Origin of the sequence: Candidatus Seongchinamella marina (assembly GCF_026262685.1) — a bacterium.
GTDB lineage: Bacteria > Pseudomonadota > Gammaproteobacteria > Pseudomonadales > Halieaceae > Halioglobus > Halioglobus marinus.
Map to the genome: position 1 here is coordinate 705,712 of NZ_SHNP01000001.1, position 16,211 is coordinate 721,922.

A 16,211-nucleotide genomic window follows, 5' to 3' on the forward strand; every position below is an offset into this window, starting at 1 on the left:
CAGGCATTCAAGTGCCGGGGAAGCTGTTGAAAAAGAGTTATTGTGAATTACGAGATTCTTGGTAGCGCATTAAGCTTAAAGCATCGGTGTGGTGATGGTTAAGAGCAGGCAATTTCGACTATAATTACGGTTTTTTCAGGAGTTCAGCATGGGAAGAGCCTACCAGAACCGCAAGGAATCCATGGCCAAGACCTCGGACCAGAAGGCTCGGGTTTATAGCAGGCACGCAAGAGTGATCTATGTGACTGCGAAACAGGGCGGTGTGGACCCGGATGGCAACCTGGCCCTGCGCAGTGCTATTGAACGCGCCAAGAAGGACCAGGTGCCGGCGCATGTTATCGACAAGGCAATTGAAAAGGCCAAAGGTAACGCAGGTGAGGATTTTGCCACCGCCCGCTATGAGGGCTTTGGCCCTGGTGGCTGCATGGTGATCGTAGACTGCCTCACCGACAATACGAATCGCACCATTGGCGATGTCCGTCAGTGCTTCACCAAAACCAAGTGTAAGATTGGCACCCCCGGCAGTGTCAGCCACTCCTTCGATCACAGTGCCATATTTGTATTCCCGAGCGATGATGAAGAAGCCGTGCTGGAAGCGCTGATGATGGCCGATGTGGATGTGGAAGACATTGAGAGCGAAGAAGGTAGTATCACTGTCTTTGCACCGCACACAGAATTTGCCAAGGCTCGACAGGCGTTACATGAGGCTTTGGGTGACATTGAGTTTGAGGTTGAAGAAATCCAGTTCGTGCCGAAAGACACCGCCCCCATCCCCGCAGATGACGAGCCCATGTTTGAGAAGTTTCTCGAAATGTTGCAGGACGTGGAAGACGTGCAAAAGGTTTATCACAACGTCGGTTAGGCGTTGTCGTGAATCAGGCCCGGCCCTGCAACATAGGAGCTTGGCGTTTGATTCTAAAATATCTCGCTCTCGGGTTTCCCCTGCCAGTAGAACGGTTTGAGTTCGCTTTTACCGGTGTGCACTTCTTTGAGCGATTTCGCTTCATACAACCTACCGTTAGCCATGATGTGGCTGATTTTGTCGGTATTGCGAATATTTTCCAGCGGGTTAGCATTCAGGATTAATAAATCGGCAAGCTTTTTCTTTTCAATAGAGCCCAGGTCTGCATCCATTTTCAGGTAGCGAGCGGGATTGATCGTCGCTGTCGATAGCGCTTCCATCGGGCTGAAACCACCGCGAGCAAAGCTCCATATTTCCCAATGGCTGCCCAGGCCTTCGCGCTGGCCGTGAGCGCCAATATTGACGTTGATGCCGCGGTCCAGCAGCTGCTTGGCTGCCGCCGCAGCATCATCGTCCCTGAACTCATCCTCCGGCGCCATTATCCGACGCACTGAGCTGGCGCGCAGCAGGGTAGGCGGTACGAATTTCGACAGAATCGGGTGCTTCCAGACCTCGGTATTCTGATAGTAATAATTCTCTGCCGTCAGCCCGCCAAAGGTAACGACAAGCGTTGGCGTGTAAGCCGCTCCCGACTGCGCCCAAAATTGATTAACGTCAGAATACATTTTCATCGTGGGTACGTTGTGCTCAATGCCTGTAATTCCGTCAGCGAGGAAGCTCATGTCCTGATGGTACAAAGCACCTCCCTCGGCCACAGACATTAAACCTTCTTGAAAAGCAGCTTCGTTGACTTGCTGGCGCTGTTCACGGCGAGGTTGGTTGTAATTTTTCACACTGATTGCGCCTTGTGCCTTCAGTCGCCGAACGTGAGCGAGAGCGTCATCAAGATTATTGATCAGTGAAAAAGCAGTGCTTTTTGCCCCATAAATTATTTCTCCGGTAGAAAATATCCTGGGGCCAAGAATTTTTCCTGCGCGTGCATATTCGGCTGCAGCAAAAACCTGAAACGCTCTGCTGGATGGGTTGTGGACTGTTGTTACACCCAGCGCCAAGTGCGCCAGCAAGTCCCAGTTTTGTTGCGGAACTATCTGACCTTCACCGTAGGGACCATGAGCGTGAATATCGATGAACCCCGGCAATATTGTCTTGCCGAAGAGGTCGATTACCTCGTAGTTTTCTGGCACCAGAATGTCAGATGATCTGCCCAGCACTTCAATACGGTTACCGCGTATCAGAATAGTGCCATGCCTGATAACTTCGCGATCCTCATTCATCGTAACGATGCGCGCATTAGCGAGCGCTATTCTGGTCTCGGGTATATCCGTCTTGACGGATAGTGACAAGTTTTCGCTGGACACCCTTGGTTGCGCTGTGGGCAGCGTTGCGCCGGCGATCTCAACGGTCTTCAGCAGTGGTCCTGTAGACCAACTAATACTGTCCCCATTCGCAGACCAGTGCATATAAGTTCCTCCGACCGCGGACAATTTTTTCGTCGGAAATGTGGTACCTAAGCCACCGTCTGTAGTTAGCGAGAGTGTTTTTCCTGTGTTAATGGCGGGCTGCAGGTACACATGATGCCCCTCCAGAAAAGCGATGTGACTCCCTGTTGGCGACCGCTCTATTCTTGTCGCTCGTTCGGATTGCGCAAAGATACGCACGTCGTTGCCGTTTGGGGTCATTGATAGCAGTAAGGTGCTCGCAGTTTTGCTGCCACGGCCGATCGCGGTTTCGGCGCGCTCCTGTGAGTAAATACGATCGTCTGCGCCGAAGTGCGGGTAGGTACCGCGCTTGCTTACGAAGTGGGTAATCTCATCGCTTATATCGTAGAGGTAAATACCAGAGTCCACTGTATGCAGTGAGCCCAGCAAAGCGCTAGCAGCGATTTTGCGAAACAGTAGTTGGTCTCCTTTCGGGGAAACAGAAAGCTCTGTGTATTGTCCCGGGGGCACTGTCAGCCTTTTAGACTTGCCGCCGTTTGCGTTAACGCTGCGAATACTCGTCAAAGACTGATCGTTCCAGCGCATGAAGTACAAGGACTTGCTGTCAGGGCTCCAAACCGGACTGTAATCGAAGCCCTCGTTTTTATCGCTGGTTAGCCGCTTGGCGTCTTTGTCGCTGTGTTTGATGTAGAGTTCGCCCAATGATTCGAAGACTACGGCTGAGCCGTCGGGCGAGCGACTGGCAAATCGCACCATTCGGGTATCAAATTCATCGGGAGCAACATCCACAGCAAATTGTATGGGCGGATAGAACTCTCGTTTGTCGACCACACTAAACGGTATTTCGCTTAAGCCTTCGCCGTTCGCGTTAATTTTCCAGATTTTTCCCTGCGCCCAAAAAACAATATTCTTGCTGTCTGGCGTCCAGTCCATATTGGGGTAGACACCATGCACCGCCCAGATCTCCTGCATGTCCTGGTCCAGTGCATCGAAAATCATGCTTTCTTCACCAGTGGCCAAGTCCATGACGAACAGTCGCGAGCGCGCGCGCACGCGTTTGACATAGGCAAGTTGCTTACCATCAGGAGAGGGAGCCGGTCTCGCGGCACCGCCGGGCCCGCCGGCCACGGTATCGATGCTGCCATCGTCCAGGTTAACCCGGCGTATTTGGAATAATTCCTTGTTACTGTCCTGGTGATAGATAAACGTGTCCCCGGGACTGACGTCTCGGCTGAAATAAATGCTTTTACCATCCGCCGAGAAAGTAGGCTCACCTTGCTCCTTCTGGAAGGTCTCGTTGGGACGTGCAACGACCTGCTGGCCTTTTTGGTTACGATTACCATCAACGTGATAAAGCCAAATTTCGCCAGTACCCAGTGACCGGGACGTGGTGAAATGCTTACGCGCAGCAATGTATTGTCCGTCGGGGCTCCAACTCGGGTTGTTGAGCAGGCGAAAGCTTTCAAAGGTCAGCTGACGGCTATCTCCCGAGTCCAGGTCCTGCAGCCATACGTTATCGCCCCCATCACGATCGGAAATGAAGGCGATCTGACTCCCATCTGGACTGAAGCGCGGCTGAATATCCCAGGCCATGCCTTGGGTAATGGCAGTCGCTTTGCCACCCTCGATAGGAAGGCTGTAAATGTCGCCTAGCAAATCGAATACGATGGTGCTGCCGTCTGGTGAAACGTCAAGGCTCACCCAGGTGCCCTCAGTCACATTAATACTGGCGGACCTGGGCTGGGAGCTGAAATCAGGGTTATTCACTTCCCAGCCAGTTTTTTCACCTTCCCGTGCAATCGCCGAGACAGGCATTGATAACAGTGTGATGGCGAACATAATTCGTAGGTATTTAAAGCTCATTAGCGTTCCAATTGGTAGTACAGACTCAGTAGATGTAGCTGGATTGCAGGCCAAGAGGGAGGCCAAGCGCCCAATAGCTTAGTAAATAGAGCGTCCAGAGAATCAGGAAGCTAACCGAGTAGGGCAACATCATCGCTGTGACAGTGCCGATACCGGTGTCTCGCATGTAGCGTTGGCAATACACGACCACTAGCGGAAAATAAGGCATCAGCGGTGTAATAATATTTGTCGTTGAGTCGCCTACCCGATAAGCGGCCTGGGTCAGGTCGGCTGAAATCCCTAACTCCATCAGCATGGGCACGAAGATGGGTGCCAGTAGCGCCCACTTGGCACTTGCCGAACCGACGAACAGATTGAGTATCCCGGTTAGCAGAATGATACCAACAATGGTGAGCGCACTAGGCAGAGCTGCCGCTTCGAGCGCAGCGGCACCTTTGAGCGCTAGCAGCACGCCCAGATTAGATTCTGAAAAGGCAAAAATGAACTGGGCGATGAAGAACATGATCACCAGATAGTACGCCATGGTCTCCATGGACTTACTCATTCCGGTAATAATGTCTTTCGCGCTATCCACTGTGCCCGCGGCGTAGCCGTAGACCACGCCGGGTATCAGAAAAAGCACGAAAATCAGCGAGACGATAGAACCCATTATCGGCGCACCGAGCTCAGTAAGAGAGCCGCCTTTGCCGCGCCAGGCGGAGGTTTCTGGCCAGGCGGTTGCCACTAAAATCCCTATGGCAAAAACCATCGCCCAGAGTGCGAAGCGCAGGCCGCGTCGCTCGCTTTGTGAGAGTTCGTCCATGGTGGGCAAGTCTTCGAGATCCTCATCTATGGCAGATTGCTGTAAGCGGGGCTCTACCCACTTGTCAGTGATAAACCAGCCTGCAAGTATGATTAGGAGTGATGAGGAAGCGGTAAAGAAATAATTATTCAATGGATTTAGTGTGAGTTCAGGATCGATGATCTGAGCTCCTGACTGTGAAATGCCTTGCAACATGGGGTCAATGGCTGACGGAATAAAGTTAGCTGAAAAGCCGCCGGAAACACCGGCGAAGGCGGCAGCGATCCCCGCCAGTGGATGTCGACCTGCTGCGTAAAAAATAACACCGCCGAGGGGAATTACGAGTACGTAGCCTGCGTCCGCCGCAGTATGGCTGACGATACCTACCAGTATTAGCATGGGGGTCAGCAACCAGCGCGCTGTCAGCCCCAGCATGGCTCGCAACGCGGAGTTGATAAACCCAGTGTGTTCGGCGACACCAATACCAAGCATGGCCACCAACACAACTCCAATGGGGTGGAAGTGAGCGAATGTCTTCACCATCGAAGAAAAGAACAGCACCAGTGATTCACCAGACAACTGGTTAACTATCAGCAGGGGCTCCCCGGTGCGGGGGTCTGCCACGCCCCAGTCCACGTAAGATGCTAACCAGGACAGTATCCACACCAAAAATAGCAAGGCGATAAAAAGCAAGGTGGGATCGGGCAGTTTGTTGCCGACGCGCTCTACCGTGGCCAGGGCTCGCTGAGTAATGCCCTGCTGTCCGATCCGGGTGTTTGCCATGGTCTGTCTCCGCTTATCATTCGGTGGGCTGGCGTTTGCGAGAATTGCCGCCCAGTTTAATGGTCTACAGTTGTGGTAACAACGTACACACTATGGACTTTGCAGGGTAACGGTGACGGAGAAACGCTGGAACGAGACGTGGCCGCTCCGTCGCAATGTCTATTCAGTCATCTAACGATAAATGATGAGAGGGGAAATCCATGAAATTTGCATATCACGCGACCATGTGTCCGCCAGACCAATACTTGCCGCTGACTCAGGCGGCTGAAGCTGCAGGCTTTGATACTTTTACGTTCCCAGACAGTATCTGCTATCCGCAGGAGGGAAGCGACGTCTACCCTTACAACGATGACGGAACACGGGATTTCCTCGATGGCGTGCCATTTTTAGAACCCTTTGTCGCTATTCCTTACCTGGCGGCCCGCACTGAGCACATTCGGTTTACCACCTCGGTGATTAAACTGGCTGTGCGCCAGCCCGTGGTGGTCGCCAAGCAGCTGTCGTCGCTTGCAGTGATGATCGGTGATCGCTTGGGGCTGGGGGTGGGCATTAGTCCATGGCCCGAAGACTTTCTGGCTTGTCAGATTCCGTGGGAGAAGCGGGGCAAGCGCATGGATGAAATGATGGAAATAGTGAACGGTCTAATGTCCGGTGAGTACTTTGGATATGACGGTGAGATATTCCAGATGGATCCGATCAAGCTATGCCCCGTGCCCGATCACCATATCCCGCTGCTGGTGGGCGGGCACGCTAAACCCGCTTTGCGGCGAGCCGCCAGGCTTGGGGATGGCTGGATATCTGCGGGATCCTCACTGCAGGAGTTGCAGAGCATGATTTCCCAGATTGAAGGTTTTCGCAAAGACTACGGTCGAGAAAGTGGTGCGTTTGAATATCACGCCATGACGGAAGCTGCATACTCTGTTGATGGGTTGGGAGACCTTGCCGCTGCAGGTGTAACAGAGGTTATCATCGCGTTTCGTAATCCCTATTCGGCAGAACCAGATACCCAGAGCGTCGAAGAGAAGATAGGGATGATCAACTGGTACGCTGACAACGTGATTAAACCCTACCGAGCCTAATGTTTATGAGGGTTGGCGAGCGATGACGAGTAGTAGTTCGCCGACTACAAGACCAAACTTTTTCAGCTTGGACTCGTTAATCAACAGGTCCGGTGTCAACAGGTACATGCGGTCGTCCACGCGTACCTCGATAACGCTATCGTTATAGGGAACTTGGAGCACGTAATCGAGAAAAACGCTGTTGCCCGCTTGCTGCAGCAGCCCTTCTCCGGTGACATCGCCAGCCGTGCCGATATAAGTGCCATCAGGCCTGGGTGTTAAGGTCCAAATCCGTTTTTGCTGTTCGCCATCATTAAACACGAAGTCCTCGTCCAGGGTACCTACACCGTCCCGCCATGTAGCAGCGATAGTGGCATCGAAGGTCCTTATGACTTTCCCACCCCGGTTTTTCACGACTCCGTGAGCGGTTAGTTGGCCATCGAAGAATTGCTCCACCTTGAAGGCAGGTTGCATGTCCTGGTAAGCGGTCACCTGAACTTGAGAGCAGGCTGTCAGGCCCAACACAATGGTAAGGTTGATCAGTAAACGCAGCATGGTCAATCTCCTATTTGAATTGTGTACGAAATATCGACAAAATCCGATCATTCGCCCGGCGCCCCGGCTTCATGAACTTTTGCGAGAGACAAGATGTTAAACATGGATTTTTCTGAGCGAATCGCTATCAACACGCGAGACCGGGAATGGCTCCCTAGTCCGAGGGAGGGTGTTTGGAGAAAGCCGTTAGCCCGCGAGGAAGCGGAGCAGGGGCATGCCACCAGTATCGTGCGCTATGATCCCGGTTCTCATTTTCATGCTCACGATCATCCTTTGGGAGAAGAAATCCTGGTGTTGGAAGGGTTTTTTTCTGATGAAACCGGGGATTACCACGCCGGCACCTATTTTCGTAATCCCGAGGGCTTTCGTCATGCGCCTTTCAGTGTGGAGGGCTGTGTCATTCTGGTGAAGTTGCATCAATTTCAGCCCGGTGACACTGCGCATGTTGTTCTAGACACTGAAACCAGTGCCTGGAGGCCGGGGCAGGGCAGTCTTCAGGTAATGCCCCTGCACGAATGCCAGGGTGAGTCTACCGCACTGGTACGGTGGCCAGCAGGGGAACAATTCCAGCCGCACCAGCATTTTGGGGGCGAGGAGATTTACGTCGTTAGTGGAGAATTTATCGATGAATTTGGTCGTTACCCGGCAGGCACGTGGATGCGCAGTCCCCATCTAAGTCAGCATTGCCCCTACGTCGAGCAGGAAACTGTCATTTGGGTGAAAGTAGGTCATTTACCGCTAAACTGATCGACCAGCAGACGTGTTGCCTTATCGCGGCGCCTGTCCGGGATTCGTCCAGGGTGTTCTCCACAGTTTGCCCTCACAGTGTTGCCGGTTCTTGCAGTCTGGCATACAACCTCTACAGGGAAGCGGGCGCTCACCTTTGGGGTCGCGGATTTGGCTGTAGGTTGGAGGAGAAGTTCGCATCGTTAAAGCCCTGTGGTTTAGCTGGTTATACGCAAGCCGAGACAATCAGGACCAATGCCGGTCCCAGAAGTCTGTGTATTGCAACCGTGCGTAATCAGGTAATGACCTGACAGTCGCGAATTTAAACAAGGAGAGATCCAATGACCGTAGTCGTGAACGAAGAAGCTGTCGCCAAGGCGCAGGCCGGCGAGGAAATGTACCAGAGAGTGCTTGCCCTGCAACCGCAGTTGCGCGCAAATGCGGCCAGCGCCCGCGAGGCGCGGCGTGTGCCGGAAGACAACATCCAGGCTTTGCAAGATGCAGGGTTCTTTCTGGCCCTGCAGCCAGCGGCGTGGGGCGGGTCGGAACTGGACCCTCAGGACTTTTTCCGCATGCAAATGGCGATTGCGGAATCGTGCATGTCGACTGCATGGGCTGGCGGAATTGTCGCTGTTCATGCCTTTCAAATCGCTCTTATGGACTGTCGTGCCCAGCAAGACGTTTGGGGTGATGACATTCACACCCGGATTTCATCTTCTTACGCTCCTATGGGTAAGGTGGAAGAGGTCGAAGGTGGTTTCCGCTTTAGCGGCAGATGGGGTTGGAGTTCTGGCTGCGATCATTGCAGCTGGGTGCTACTGGGAGGCATTTTGCCGGACGGCAGCTATCGCACCTTCCTGGTGCCTCGCGCCGATTATGAGATCGTCGACACCTGGAACTCCATGGGACTGCAGGGCACCGGGTCTAATGACATCGTGGTGGACGATGTGTTTGTGCCAGATTACAGAACGCACAAGCAAACCGATGGATTCGCGGGCACCAACCCCGGTGTCACTGAACGCTCCCCTGCGCTCTACCACATGCCCTGGGCGCAGTTGTTTATTCGCGTAGTATCCACCCCCGCCATTGGTGCCGCACGCGATGCACTGAATTTATACGCTGGCCTGGTCACTAAGCGCGCCAGTGGTGACGTGACTAAATTAGCAGGTGATGTTACGACTCAGACTCGCATTGCCGAAGCAACAAATCAGCTGGAAGAAATGTCTGCCGTGCTGTTTGGAAACTTCGACCGAATGATGTCGGCTTTGCGTGATGGTCGAGAAGTCGAACTGCAAGACCGTATTCTTTATCGCTACCAGGCCTCGTTAGTGATTGAGAAGTCGATAGAGGTGGTGGACTCGCTATTTTCGTCTGCCGGTGGATCATCTGTTTTCGACGGCAGTGACATTCAGCAGCGCTTTCTGGATATTCATACCGCCAGAGCCCATGTTGCAAACAACCCCACATCATTTGCACGTAACCTGGGAGCGGTTGCACTGGGGGCAGATAACTCGGATTTCTTTGTCTAAGGAGTCCGCCTGTTACTGCCATTGGAGTCGAGTCAGCTTCCAGTCGCCATCAAAGTTACGCCACTGGGAGGTGACCTGATAGAAGCCGGCAGCGTTAGGCAGCAGGTTTTCGCCACCGGCGAGGGCAACCCTGGCCGAAGCACTGGCTAAGAACTGCTCGTCAGGATAAATTTTGACCTCAATGTGAGTGACTGCCACGCGAATCCGATGGTAGCGCAGGAAATAGACCGCTAGCATTTTTCTGGCCGCGTCCTTATCGGTGTCTAATTGCCCTGACCTACCCCCCAGGAACGATTCCGCCAGGGTCGCCATAAACTTCATCGAGCTGCGCTCTGCCAGAGCGTCCTCCATACCAGTAATTTGGCCTTTTATGGCTTGCTCCGGCCCCTGCGGCTCGGCGCATGCTGTCAGTAACACGTTGGATATCAAAACTACTGCAATAAGTGTGCGGGTCATGGTGTATTTTGTCCGTCTACAATGGGCATCGTTTAATTTATCATGGGGCAATGAGAATTAAGAGAAAAGGCCCTGGGCCTGCCAGCGGCCTGATGCCGGCGCTGGACCACCTTTATCGCCTCGATGAACAACTGCGGTCTGATCGGGCCAGCAAACTCGAGGATTTGCGTGAGCGTGATCACGCCATTGGAAAATCCTTGTCGCAGGCTGAAGACAGGCAGTGCCTGATGCACTGGCTGGAGGAGGTGAACCCAACAGACGGCAATAAAGCGCCGCGCTGGCTGAGTGAAGCCCATGCTGCCCTGATCATGCGATTGGCTGCGATTCTTTTCGGGTTACTTGCCATGTCTGGCTTTTTGCTGGCCAGTGACCGTGCCCTCGTCAACGTGTTCCTATTATTGGCTCTGTTTGTGCTTCTCCCACTGGCCACGTCGTTGATTGCCGCCTGGGCAATTATTCGTTCCTTACGCGGCAGTACGGCGAGTGTTTTTCCTCTGAATCCGGCTCGGTTTGTCATTCGCTATGCGTTGCCAGATTGGCGCTACCTGCAAGAGAGCAGTTCGGTGGTTCGCCTGTTGCTGTTTAAATATGGGCAGGAGTTTGGTGCCCTGTTTGCGGTCGGTGCGATGATTTCATTTATAGGTTTGCTGGCGTTCAACGATTTCAGCTTTGTTTGGGGCTCCACTTTTGCTTTCAGCGATGCGATGGTGACCCGATTCGCAGCAATATTGGCATTGCCGTGGTCAGCATTGTTGCCTTCGGCTGCTGTATCACCCGAGATTATTGCCGACACTCGCTATTATGCTACGCAGCTTGACCTGGGACAAATATCTGCTGAGAGTCGCCGTGCCTGGTGGCCCTTTCTATTTATGTGCTTGTCATTGTACTCCTTGTTACCTCGCCTGCTGCTCTGGTTGCTATCAACACGAGCTTACCGCAATGAAGTCAGCAGAGCTTTTCTATCAATGCCTGGTGCCAGCAGCGTGCTCACTCGTATGCGAATGCCAGTTGTTTCTACTCAAGCGGCGGACGAAGATCATGTAGACGCCCTAGTTCAACCTGTCGTCTGTGAGGCAGGAACAGTGTTGTTGGAATGGGCAGGTGCAATGGCATTGGCAAGTGGACTCATTGAGGTGAAAAACAGCTTTCAGGCTGGATTGGGTTCTCCCGCCGATGATTTAGACGCTATTGAAGGCATAAACCGGCTGCAGCCGTCACACTTGTTAGTTGCGGTGAAGGCCTGGGAGCCCCCTATGGCTGATTTAGCGGATGTGCTTGCCGAGGTTCACGGTGTCTCAAGGTGCAGTTTGCAATTGGTATCCTTGCCTGGTCGAGAGTTGGGAGAAGCCTCGCTGCGAGACTGGCAGGCATTCGCCAGCGCACTGCCTTTTGCTGCCACGGCACTGGCGCCTCTGGGGGGACAGTAACTAATGTCTGCTGGGAAAGAGGTAGAGTTGCTGCCTAGTTTTGCTGTCGTTGGCAGACCTAACAAGGGAAAGTCATCCATTGTTGCGACTCTGGCGCGAGATGACTCGGTGCATATCGCGGCGCGGGCGGGTTCTACCCGTGCTACCCGTCGTTTTCCATTGCAAGTGGATGGAACAACGTTATACGAATTGCTTGATACGCCGGGAATGCAGCGAGCCAGACAGATGCTGGCATGGTTAAAGACTGACTGTACTGACGCGGCGGCAAGGCCCGCAGCGGTTAAGCGTTTTCTGGAAGCACACAGTCATGACGAGCAGTTCACCGATGAATGCCTTGCCTTGCGGCCTATCGTTAATGGTGCAGGCATTATTTATGTGGTCGATGGTTCCGTGCCCTTTGGTGCGGACTATGAAGCAGAGATGGAAGTTTTGCGTTGGACCGGGCGGCCTAGTCTCGCCCTGGTAAATCCGATTGGGAATTCTGAGTTTGTGGAGCAATGGTGTGCAGGTTTGGGGCAGTATTTCCAGACGGTTCGCGTTTTTGATGCGCATCGCGCTGAACACGGCAAACAGTTGGATTTACTAACGCTGTTTGGTCACCTGGACCCTGAGTGGCAGCAGCCTTTGCAGCGCGCGGTAGAACTGCTCGAGGCGGATCGACATCGGCAGCATCAGGAAGCCGCAGAAATTATTGCAGATCTTATCTACGAAGGCCTCACCTACACAGTCGATCAAGCTGTGCCTGAAGGGGCGCCTGAAACCCCAGTGCGCAAGCTATTATTTGCGCGCTATCAACGACATTTAATAAAGCGTGAGCGAGAAAGTCGCAATCGGGTGGAAGAGCTTTTCTACTATCGGGAGCTGCATAAATCGGAGCAGGGAATTGATTTTGCTGAGGAAGATTTATTTCATCAGCAAAACTGGTATCTCTGGGGTTTAAACAGGCGGCAACTGCTGATTGCAGCGGGGGCCGCAGGTGGCGTTGCCGGAGGTGGAGCGGGAGTATTGGTCGACGGCATGACTGGCGGATTGCTGGGGGGACTGGCAACTCTCGCGGGAGGTATTGGCGGTGCCCTTGCCTCAACCCGAAGCGCGCTCAAATATTCTGATGATATTGCTCGATGGTCGGTCAGTGGCGTACCCACGGGAGGTAATCGTCTTTCTTATGGTCCCTCACGTAATGCCAACTTCCCCTTTGTCATATTGGGTCGAGCGATGCAGCATCATCGTTTAATCAGCCAGCGAACCCACGCGGTGCGCGCGGCTTTGACCTTAACCCAGCCCGCGCTGGATTGGTTGGATGAAAAAGAGCGCCGTCATTTGGCACGTATCTTCGATTCGATTCGCAGTAACAAGCGCGTGACTGAGCAGCGTGCTGAGTTGAAGCGATTGATTCAAGCCTGGTGCTTTCAAGTGGACGCTGGTTGATGTGGTTCAAGATTGCATCAGCGCTTTAGCGGAACAGTGTCAGCAGGCGTTGGTCAATCCAACCATCCATTTTCCAGTTCATCAAAAAACCACAGTGACCGCCGTATCTCGGTGTTTCGATAGTAAGCGCATCAGTTCTGGCGATGCGTTCAATATCGTCACAGGGAATCATGGGGTCGTCCTGACTGAGAATCAGGTGGGCCGGGATGGATAAATTGGCGAGGGTGTTGCCGGTTAGAGCATAGGCGTCATAGTAACTCTCCGGGGTCTCAAAACCGGTGTAGTGGGGCACGAAATACTCGTTCATGTCCGCCAGAGTCTGCATGTCCAGCAAGGTATCGCCGTAGCCGAGTTCCGGGTAGTGCTCTAGTTTTATTTTAAGGGAACGTTTCCAGCGATGAACAAAGTACTTGTGATAAATAGGGTTGCCTGTTTCCAGTTCCTGCATTGTGCGCCAGGGATCAAGTACCGGACAAACGGCTACCACCTTATCGATTTTGAGCCCTTGCTCCGGTGCTTTAACAGCCAGGCGTAAAGAAAAGTTGCCACCCAGAGAATGTCCGGCCAGAAAAGTTTTCTCGTGGGGATACAGGGTTTGGATTTCGCTCACTGCATCTATAACTTCCTGCAAACGAGTGGAGTTATAAAGTTCCGGATTGAGTGCGTGGCTAGGCCCGTGATCTCGCAGGTGCAGGCGAAATACGTCGAAACCTGCGTGTAGCAGAGAGTGGGCGTTAGACAATTGATAGCTGGACTCGGCATCGCCCTCCCAACCGTGCAGCAGAATGGCCAGGCCACGAGTAGGGGAGGGATTGGCGTTGTAGTAACCGTGCAGTCGAATACCGTCGCTGCAGTTTAAAACCACACTTTGGGCCGCAGCCTGCAGTGCTTTCGTTCGTCGTTTAAGTGGCCAACTGCGCAGCGGGGTGCTGGAGATGAGTGTTTGCACGTGCGGATTGCGCAGCACCGGAGGTGGATTAAATTCGAGTGTTGGATGGGTGCCGGCATTTAATGGCTTTGACATGTCGAGTCAGTGGGCCGCTAGCCCAGCTCGTCCTTGGCTCGCCCGAACGCCTCAATCGCCATTTCCAGGTCATCGTCGTTAAGTGCAGCGGACATCTGAGTTCGAATGCGAGCTTTCCCTTTAGGTACTACCGGGAAAGAAAAAGCCACAACGTAAACTCCCTGTGCCAGCATAAGTTCAGCAAACCTGGCAGCCTTCGCCGCATCGTGCAGCATCACTGGCACAATGGGATGTTCGCCGGGCAGAAGCTCAAATCCAAGCCGATTAAGGCCTTCCCGGAACACCGAAGTGTTGTGCTGTAGACGATGGCGAAGTTCGGGCGACTCACTTACCAGGTCAATGGCCTTGATTGCACCGGCGACCACCGGTGGCGCCACGGTGTTAGAAAAAAGATATGGACGGGAGCGCTGGCGTAGCAGAGCTACCACTTCCTTGCGGGCCGAGGTATAGCCGCCGCTAGCACCTCCCAGAGCTTTGCCCAGCGTTCCTGTGATGATATCGACCCTGTCCATGCAGCCGCGCAGTTCGTGGGTGCCGCGACCACCCTCACCGACGAAACCGGTGGCGTGGCAGTCATCAAAGTGCACCAGTGCATTGTATTTTTCTGCGAGGTCACAGATCTCATCCAGCCTCGCAATGTAGCCATCCATGGAAAATACGCCATCACTGGTAATCATTTTAAAGCGGGCGCCTGCTGCATCGGCTGCTTTGAGTTGTTCTTCCAGGTCTGCCATATCATTGTTTTTATAACGGTAGCGCTGCGCTTTAGAGAGCCGCACGCCATCAATAATGCTGGCATGATTCAATTCATCCGAGATAACAGCGTCATCGGCGCCCAGCAAGGTTTCGAATAAACCACCATTGGCATCAAAGCAGGACGGATAAAGAATAGTGTCCTCGGTGCCCAGGAAATCACTGAGTTTATTTTCCAGCTGTTTGTGCAAGGTCTGGGTGCCGCAAATGAATCGAACCGAGGCCATGCCGTATCCCCATTCCTCCAAGCCTCTTGCCGCTGCGGCGTTGACCTCTGGGTGTTGCGCCAGGCCAAGATAATTATTGGCACAGAGGTTCAGTACCTCGCCCTCTTTTACGCTGACATGAGCGCCTTGGCGTGTGGTAATCAAGCGCTCGTGTTTGTAAAGGCCCGCTGCTTCAATACCGTTAAGCTCATTCGACAGGTGCTCGCCAAAACGATCGTACATTTTTTACTCCTCAGGCGTCCCAGTTGAGGACGACCTTGCTGGCTTCCCCCGTGTTCATTGCATCGAACCCAGTCTGGAATTCGGTGAACGGCAAGCGGTGAGTAATTACCGGAGAAATATCCAGGCCGGAATCAATCATCACCGACATTTTGTACCAGGTTTCATACATCTCCCTGCCGTAAATGCCTTTGAGCGTGAGCATATTGAAGATCACTTTATTCCAGTCTATAGCCGTATTTTCTGCAGGAATACCCAGAATAGAAATCTTGCCGCCGTGACACATATTGTTGATTAATTCATTAAAGGCCTGAGGATTCCCAGACATTTCCAGGCCAACATCGAAGCCTTCGTACATTCCCAGCTCTGCTTTAACATCAGCTATACGCTCACGGGTAACATTCACCGTGCGAGTAGCGCCCAGAGTTCTGGCAAGGTCCAACCTGGAATCAATGACGTCGGTAATGACAACATGACGAGCCCCCGCGTGCTTGCATACTGCTGCCGCCATTGCGCCAATGGGTCCGGCACCGGTAATGAGTACGTCTTCACCCAGCAGGTCGAATTGCAAAGCAGTGTGTGTCGCATTGCCGAAAGGGTCGAACAGAGAGGCCACGTCGAGGTCTATACCTGGGCTGTGCTCCCAGACATTGGACATGGGCAGGGCAACGTATTCTGCGAATGACCCAGGGCGATCTACACCGATTCCAGAGGTCTGATTGCAAAGATGACGGCGGCCTGCCATGCAGTTACGACAGCGACCACAGACGACATGTCCTTCACCAGAAACGATTTGCCCAGGCCTGAAGTCGTTAACATTGGCGCCGACATCAGCGATTTCACCGACGAATTCGTGCCCTACGACCATGGGTACCGGGATGGTTTTTTGTGCCCAGGCATCCCAGTTGTAGATGTGCATATCCGTTCCGCAAATCGCGGTGCGCTTGACCTTGATGAGTACATCGTTGATGCCGAGTTGTGGCTCGGGCACGTCTTCCAACCAAATGCCTTCGCGGGATTCTTTTTTGACCAGTGCTTTCATGCGTGTTTTTCCGCCAAATTCAGACCGTGGATTTTAGAC

Annotated in this window: 13 protein-coding genes; 6 read left to right on the forward strand and 7 right to left on the reverse strand. The window is 53.2% G+C overall.

Features of this window, described 5'->3' with window-relative positions; genetic code table 11:
• The first annotated feature begins 148 nt into the window (after positions 1–148).
• A complete protein-coding gene (locus EYC87_RS03085; protein WP_279251568.1) occupies positions 149–862 on the forward strand; it encodes a YebC/PmpR family DNA-binding transcriptional regulator in 714 nt (237 codons plus the stop codon).
• 53 nt (positions 863–915) lie between these two features.
• Here EYC87_RS03085 and EYC87_RS03090 read toward each other — a convergent pair whose 3' ends face one another.
• Together EYC87_RS03090 and EYC87_RS03095 are read right to left on the reverse strand one after the other, a co-directional pair.
• Positions 916–4,164 (reverse strand): amidohydrolase family protein, encoded by a 3,249-nt coding sequence (locus tag EYC87_RS03090; protein WP_279251569.1) that lies wholly within the window; start codon positions 4,162–4,164, stop codon positions 916–918.
• Positions 4,165–4,189: 25 nt separating this feature from the next.
• A complete protein-coding gene (locus EYC87_RS03095; RefSeq protein ID WP_279251570.1) occupies positions 4,190–5,728 on the reverse strand; it encodes an AbgT family transporter in 1,539 nt (512 codons plus the stop codon).
• Between the two features lie 200 nt (positions 5,729–5,928).
• Here EYC87_RS03095 and EYC87_RS03100 point away from each other — a divergent pair, with 200 nt between their 5' ends.
• Positions 5,929–6,807 (forward strand): TIGR03619 family F420-dependent LLM class oxidoreductase, encoded by an 879-nt coding sequence (locus tag EYC87_RS03100; protein WP_279251571.1) that lies wholly within the window; start codon positions 5,929–5,931, stop codon positions 6,805–6,807.
• 3 nt (positions 6,808–6,810) lie between these two features.
• On the opposite strand, the gene EYC87_RS03105 is transcribed toward EYC87_RS03100, so the two are convergent.
• Positions 6,811–7,341 carry a DUF3833 domain-containing protein gene (locus tag EYC87_RS03105; protein WP_279251572.1) on the reverse strand — a complete coding sequence of 177 codons (531 nt, stop codon included), beginning with the start codon at positions 7,339–7,341 and terminating at the stop codon, positions 6,811–6,813.
• Positions 7,342–7,443: 102 nt separating this feature from the next.
• Between EYC87_RS03105 and EYC87_RS03110 the strand changes: the two genes are divergently transcribed.
• Entirely contained in the window at positions 7,444–8,088 is a 645-nt protein-coding gene (locus EYC87_RS03110) for a cupin domain-containing protein (protein ID WP_279251573.1), read from the forward strand.
• 320 nt (positions 8,089–8,408) lie between these two features.
• Positions 8,409–9,596 (forward strand): acyl-CoA dehydrogenase family protein, encoded by a 1,188-nt coding sequence (locus EYC87_RS03115; protein ID WP_279251574.1) that lies wholly within the window; start codon positions 8,409–8,411, stop codon positions 9,594–9,596.
• A 12-nt stretch (positions 9,597–9,608) separates the two neighbouring features.
• Here the strand turns inward: EYC87_RS03115 and EYC87_RS03120 are convergent, their stop codons facing one another.
• The gene (locus tag EYC87_RS03120) at positions 9,609–10,052 is read right to left on the reverse strand and encodes a nuclear transport factor 2 family protein (RefSeq protein ID WP_279251575.1); all 444 of its coding nucleotides are present in this window, start codon (positions 10,050–10,052) and stop codon (positions 9,609–9,611) included.
• Between the two features lie 50 nt (positions 10,053–10,102).
• Between EYC87_RS03120 and EYC87_RS03125 the strand changes: the two genes are divergently transcribed.
• Both EYC87_RS03125 and EYC87_RS03130 read left to right on the forward strand, forming a co-directional pair.
• On the forward strand, positions 10,103–11,479 hold the full coding sequence (locus tag EYC87_RS03125; protein WP_279251576.1) for a DUF2868 domain-containing protein: 1,377 nt from the start codon (positions 10,103–10,105) through the stop codon (positions 11,477–11,479).
• 3 nt (positions 11,480–11,482) lie between these two features.
• Entirely contained in the window at positions 11,483–12,907 is a 1,425-nt protein-coding gene (locus tag EYC87_RS03130; RefSeq protein WP_279251577.1) for a DUF3482 domain-containing protein, read from the forward strand.
• 25 nt (positions 12,908–12,932) lie between these two features.
• On the opposite strand, the gene EYC87_RS03135 is transcribed toward EYC87_RS03130, so the two are convergent.
• From EYC87_RS03135 to tdh, 3 genes are read right to left on the reverse strand one after another with little or no spacing between them, the layout of a single operon-like run.
• Positions 12,933–13,931 (reverse strand): YheT family hydrolase, encoded by a 999-nt coding sequence (locus EYC87_RS03135; RefSeq protein WP_279251578.1) that lies wholly within the window; start codon positions 13,929–13,931, stop codon positions 12,933–12,935.
• A gap of 17 nt (positions 13,932–13,948) precedes the next feature.
• A complete protein-coding gene (gene kbl / locus EYC87_RS03140) occupies positions 13,949–15,133 on the reverse strand; it encodes a glycine C-acetyltransferase (RefSeq protein ID WP_279251579.1) in 1,185 nt (394 codons plus the stop codon).
• Between the two features lie 10 nt (positions 15,134–15,143).
• Entirely contained in the window at positions 15,144–16,172 is a 1,029-nt protein-coding gene (gene tdh, locus EYC87_RS03145; RefSeq protein ID WP_279251580.1) for an L-threonine 3-dehydrogenase, read from the reverse strand.
• Positions 16,173–16,211: the final 39 nt, after the last annotated feature.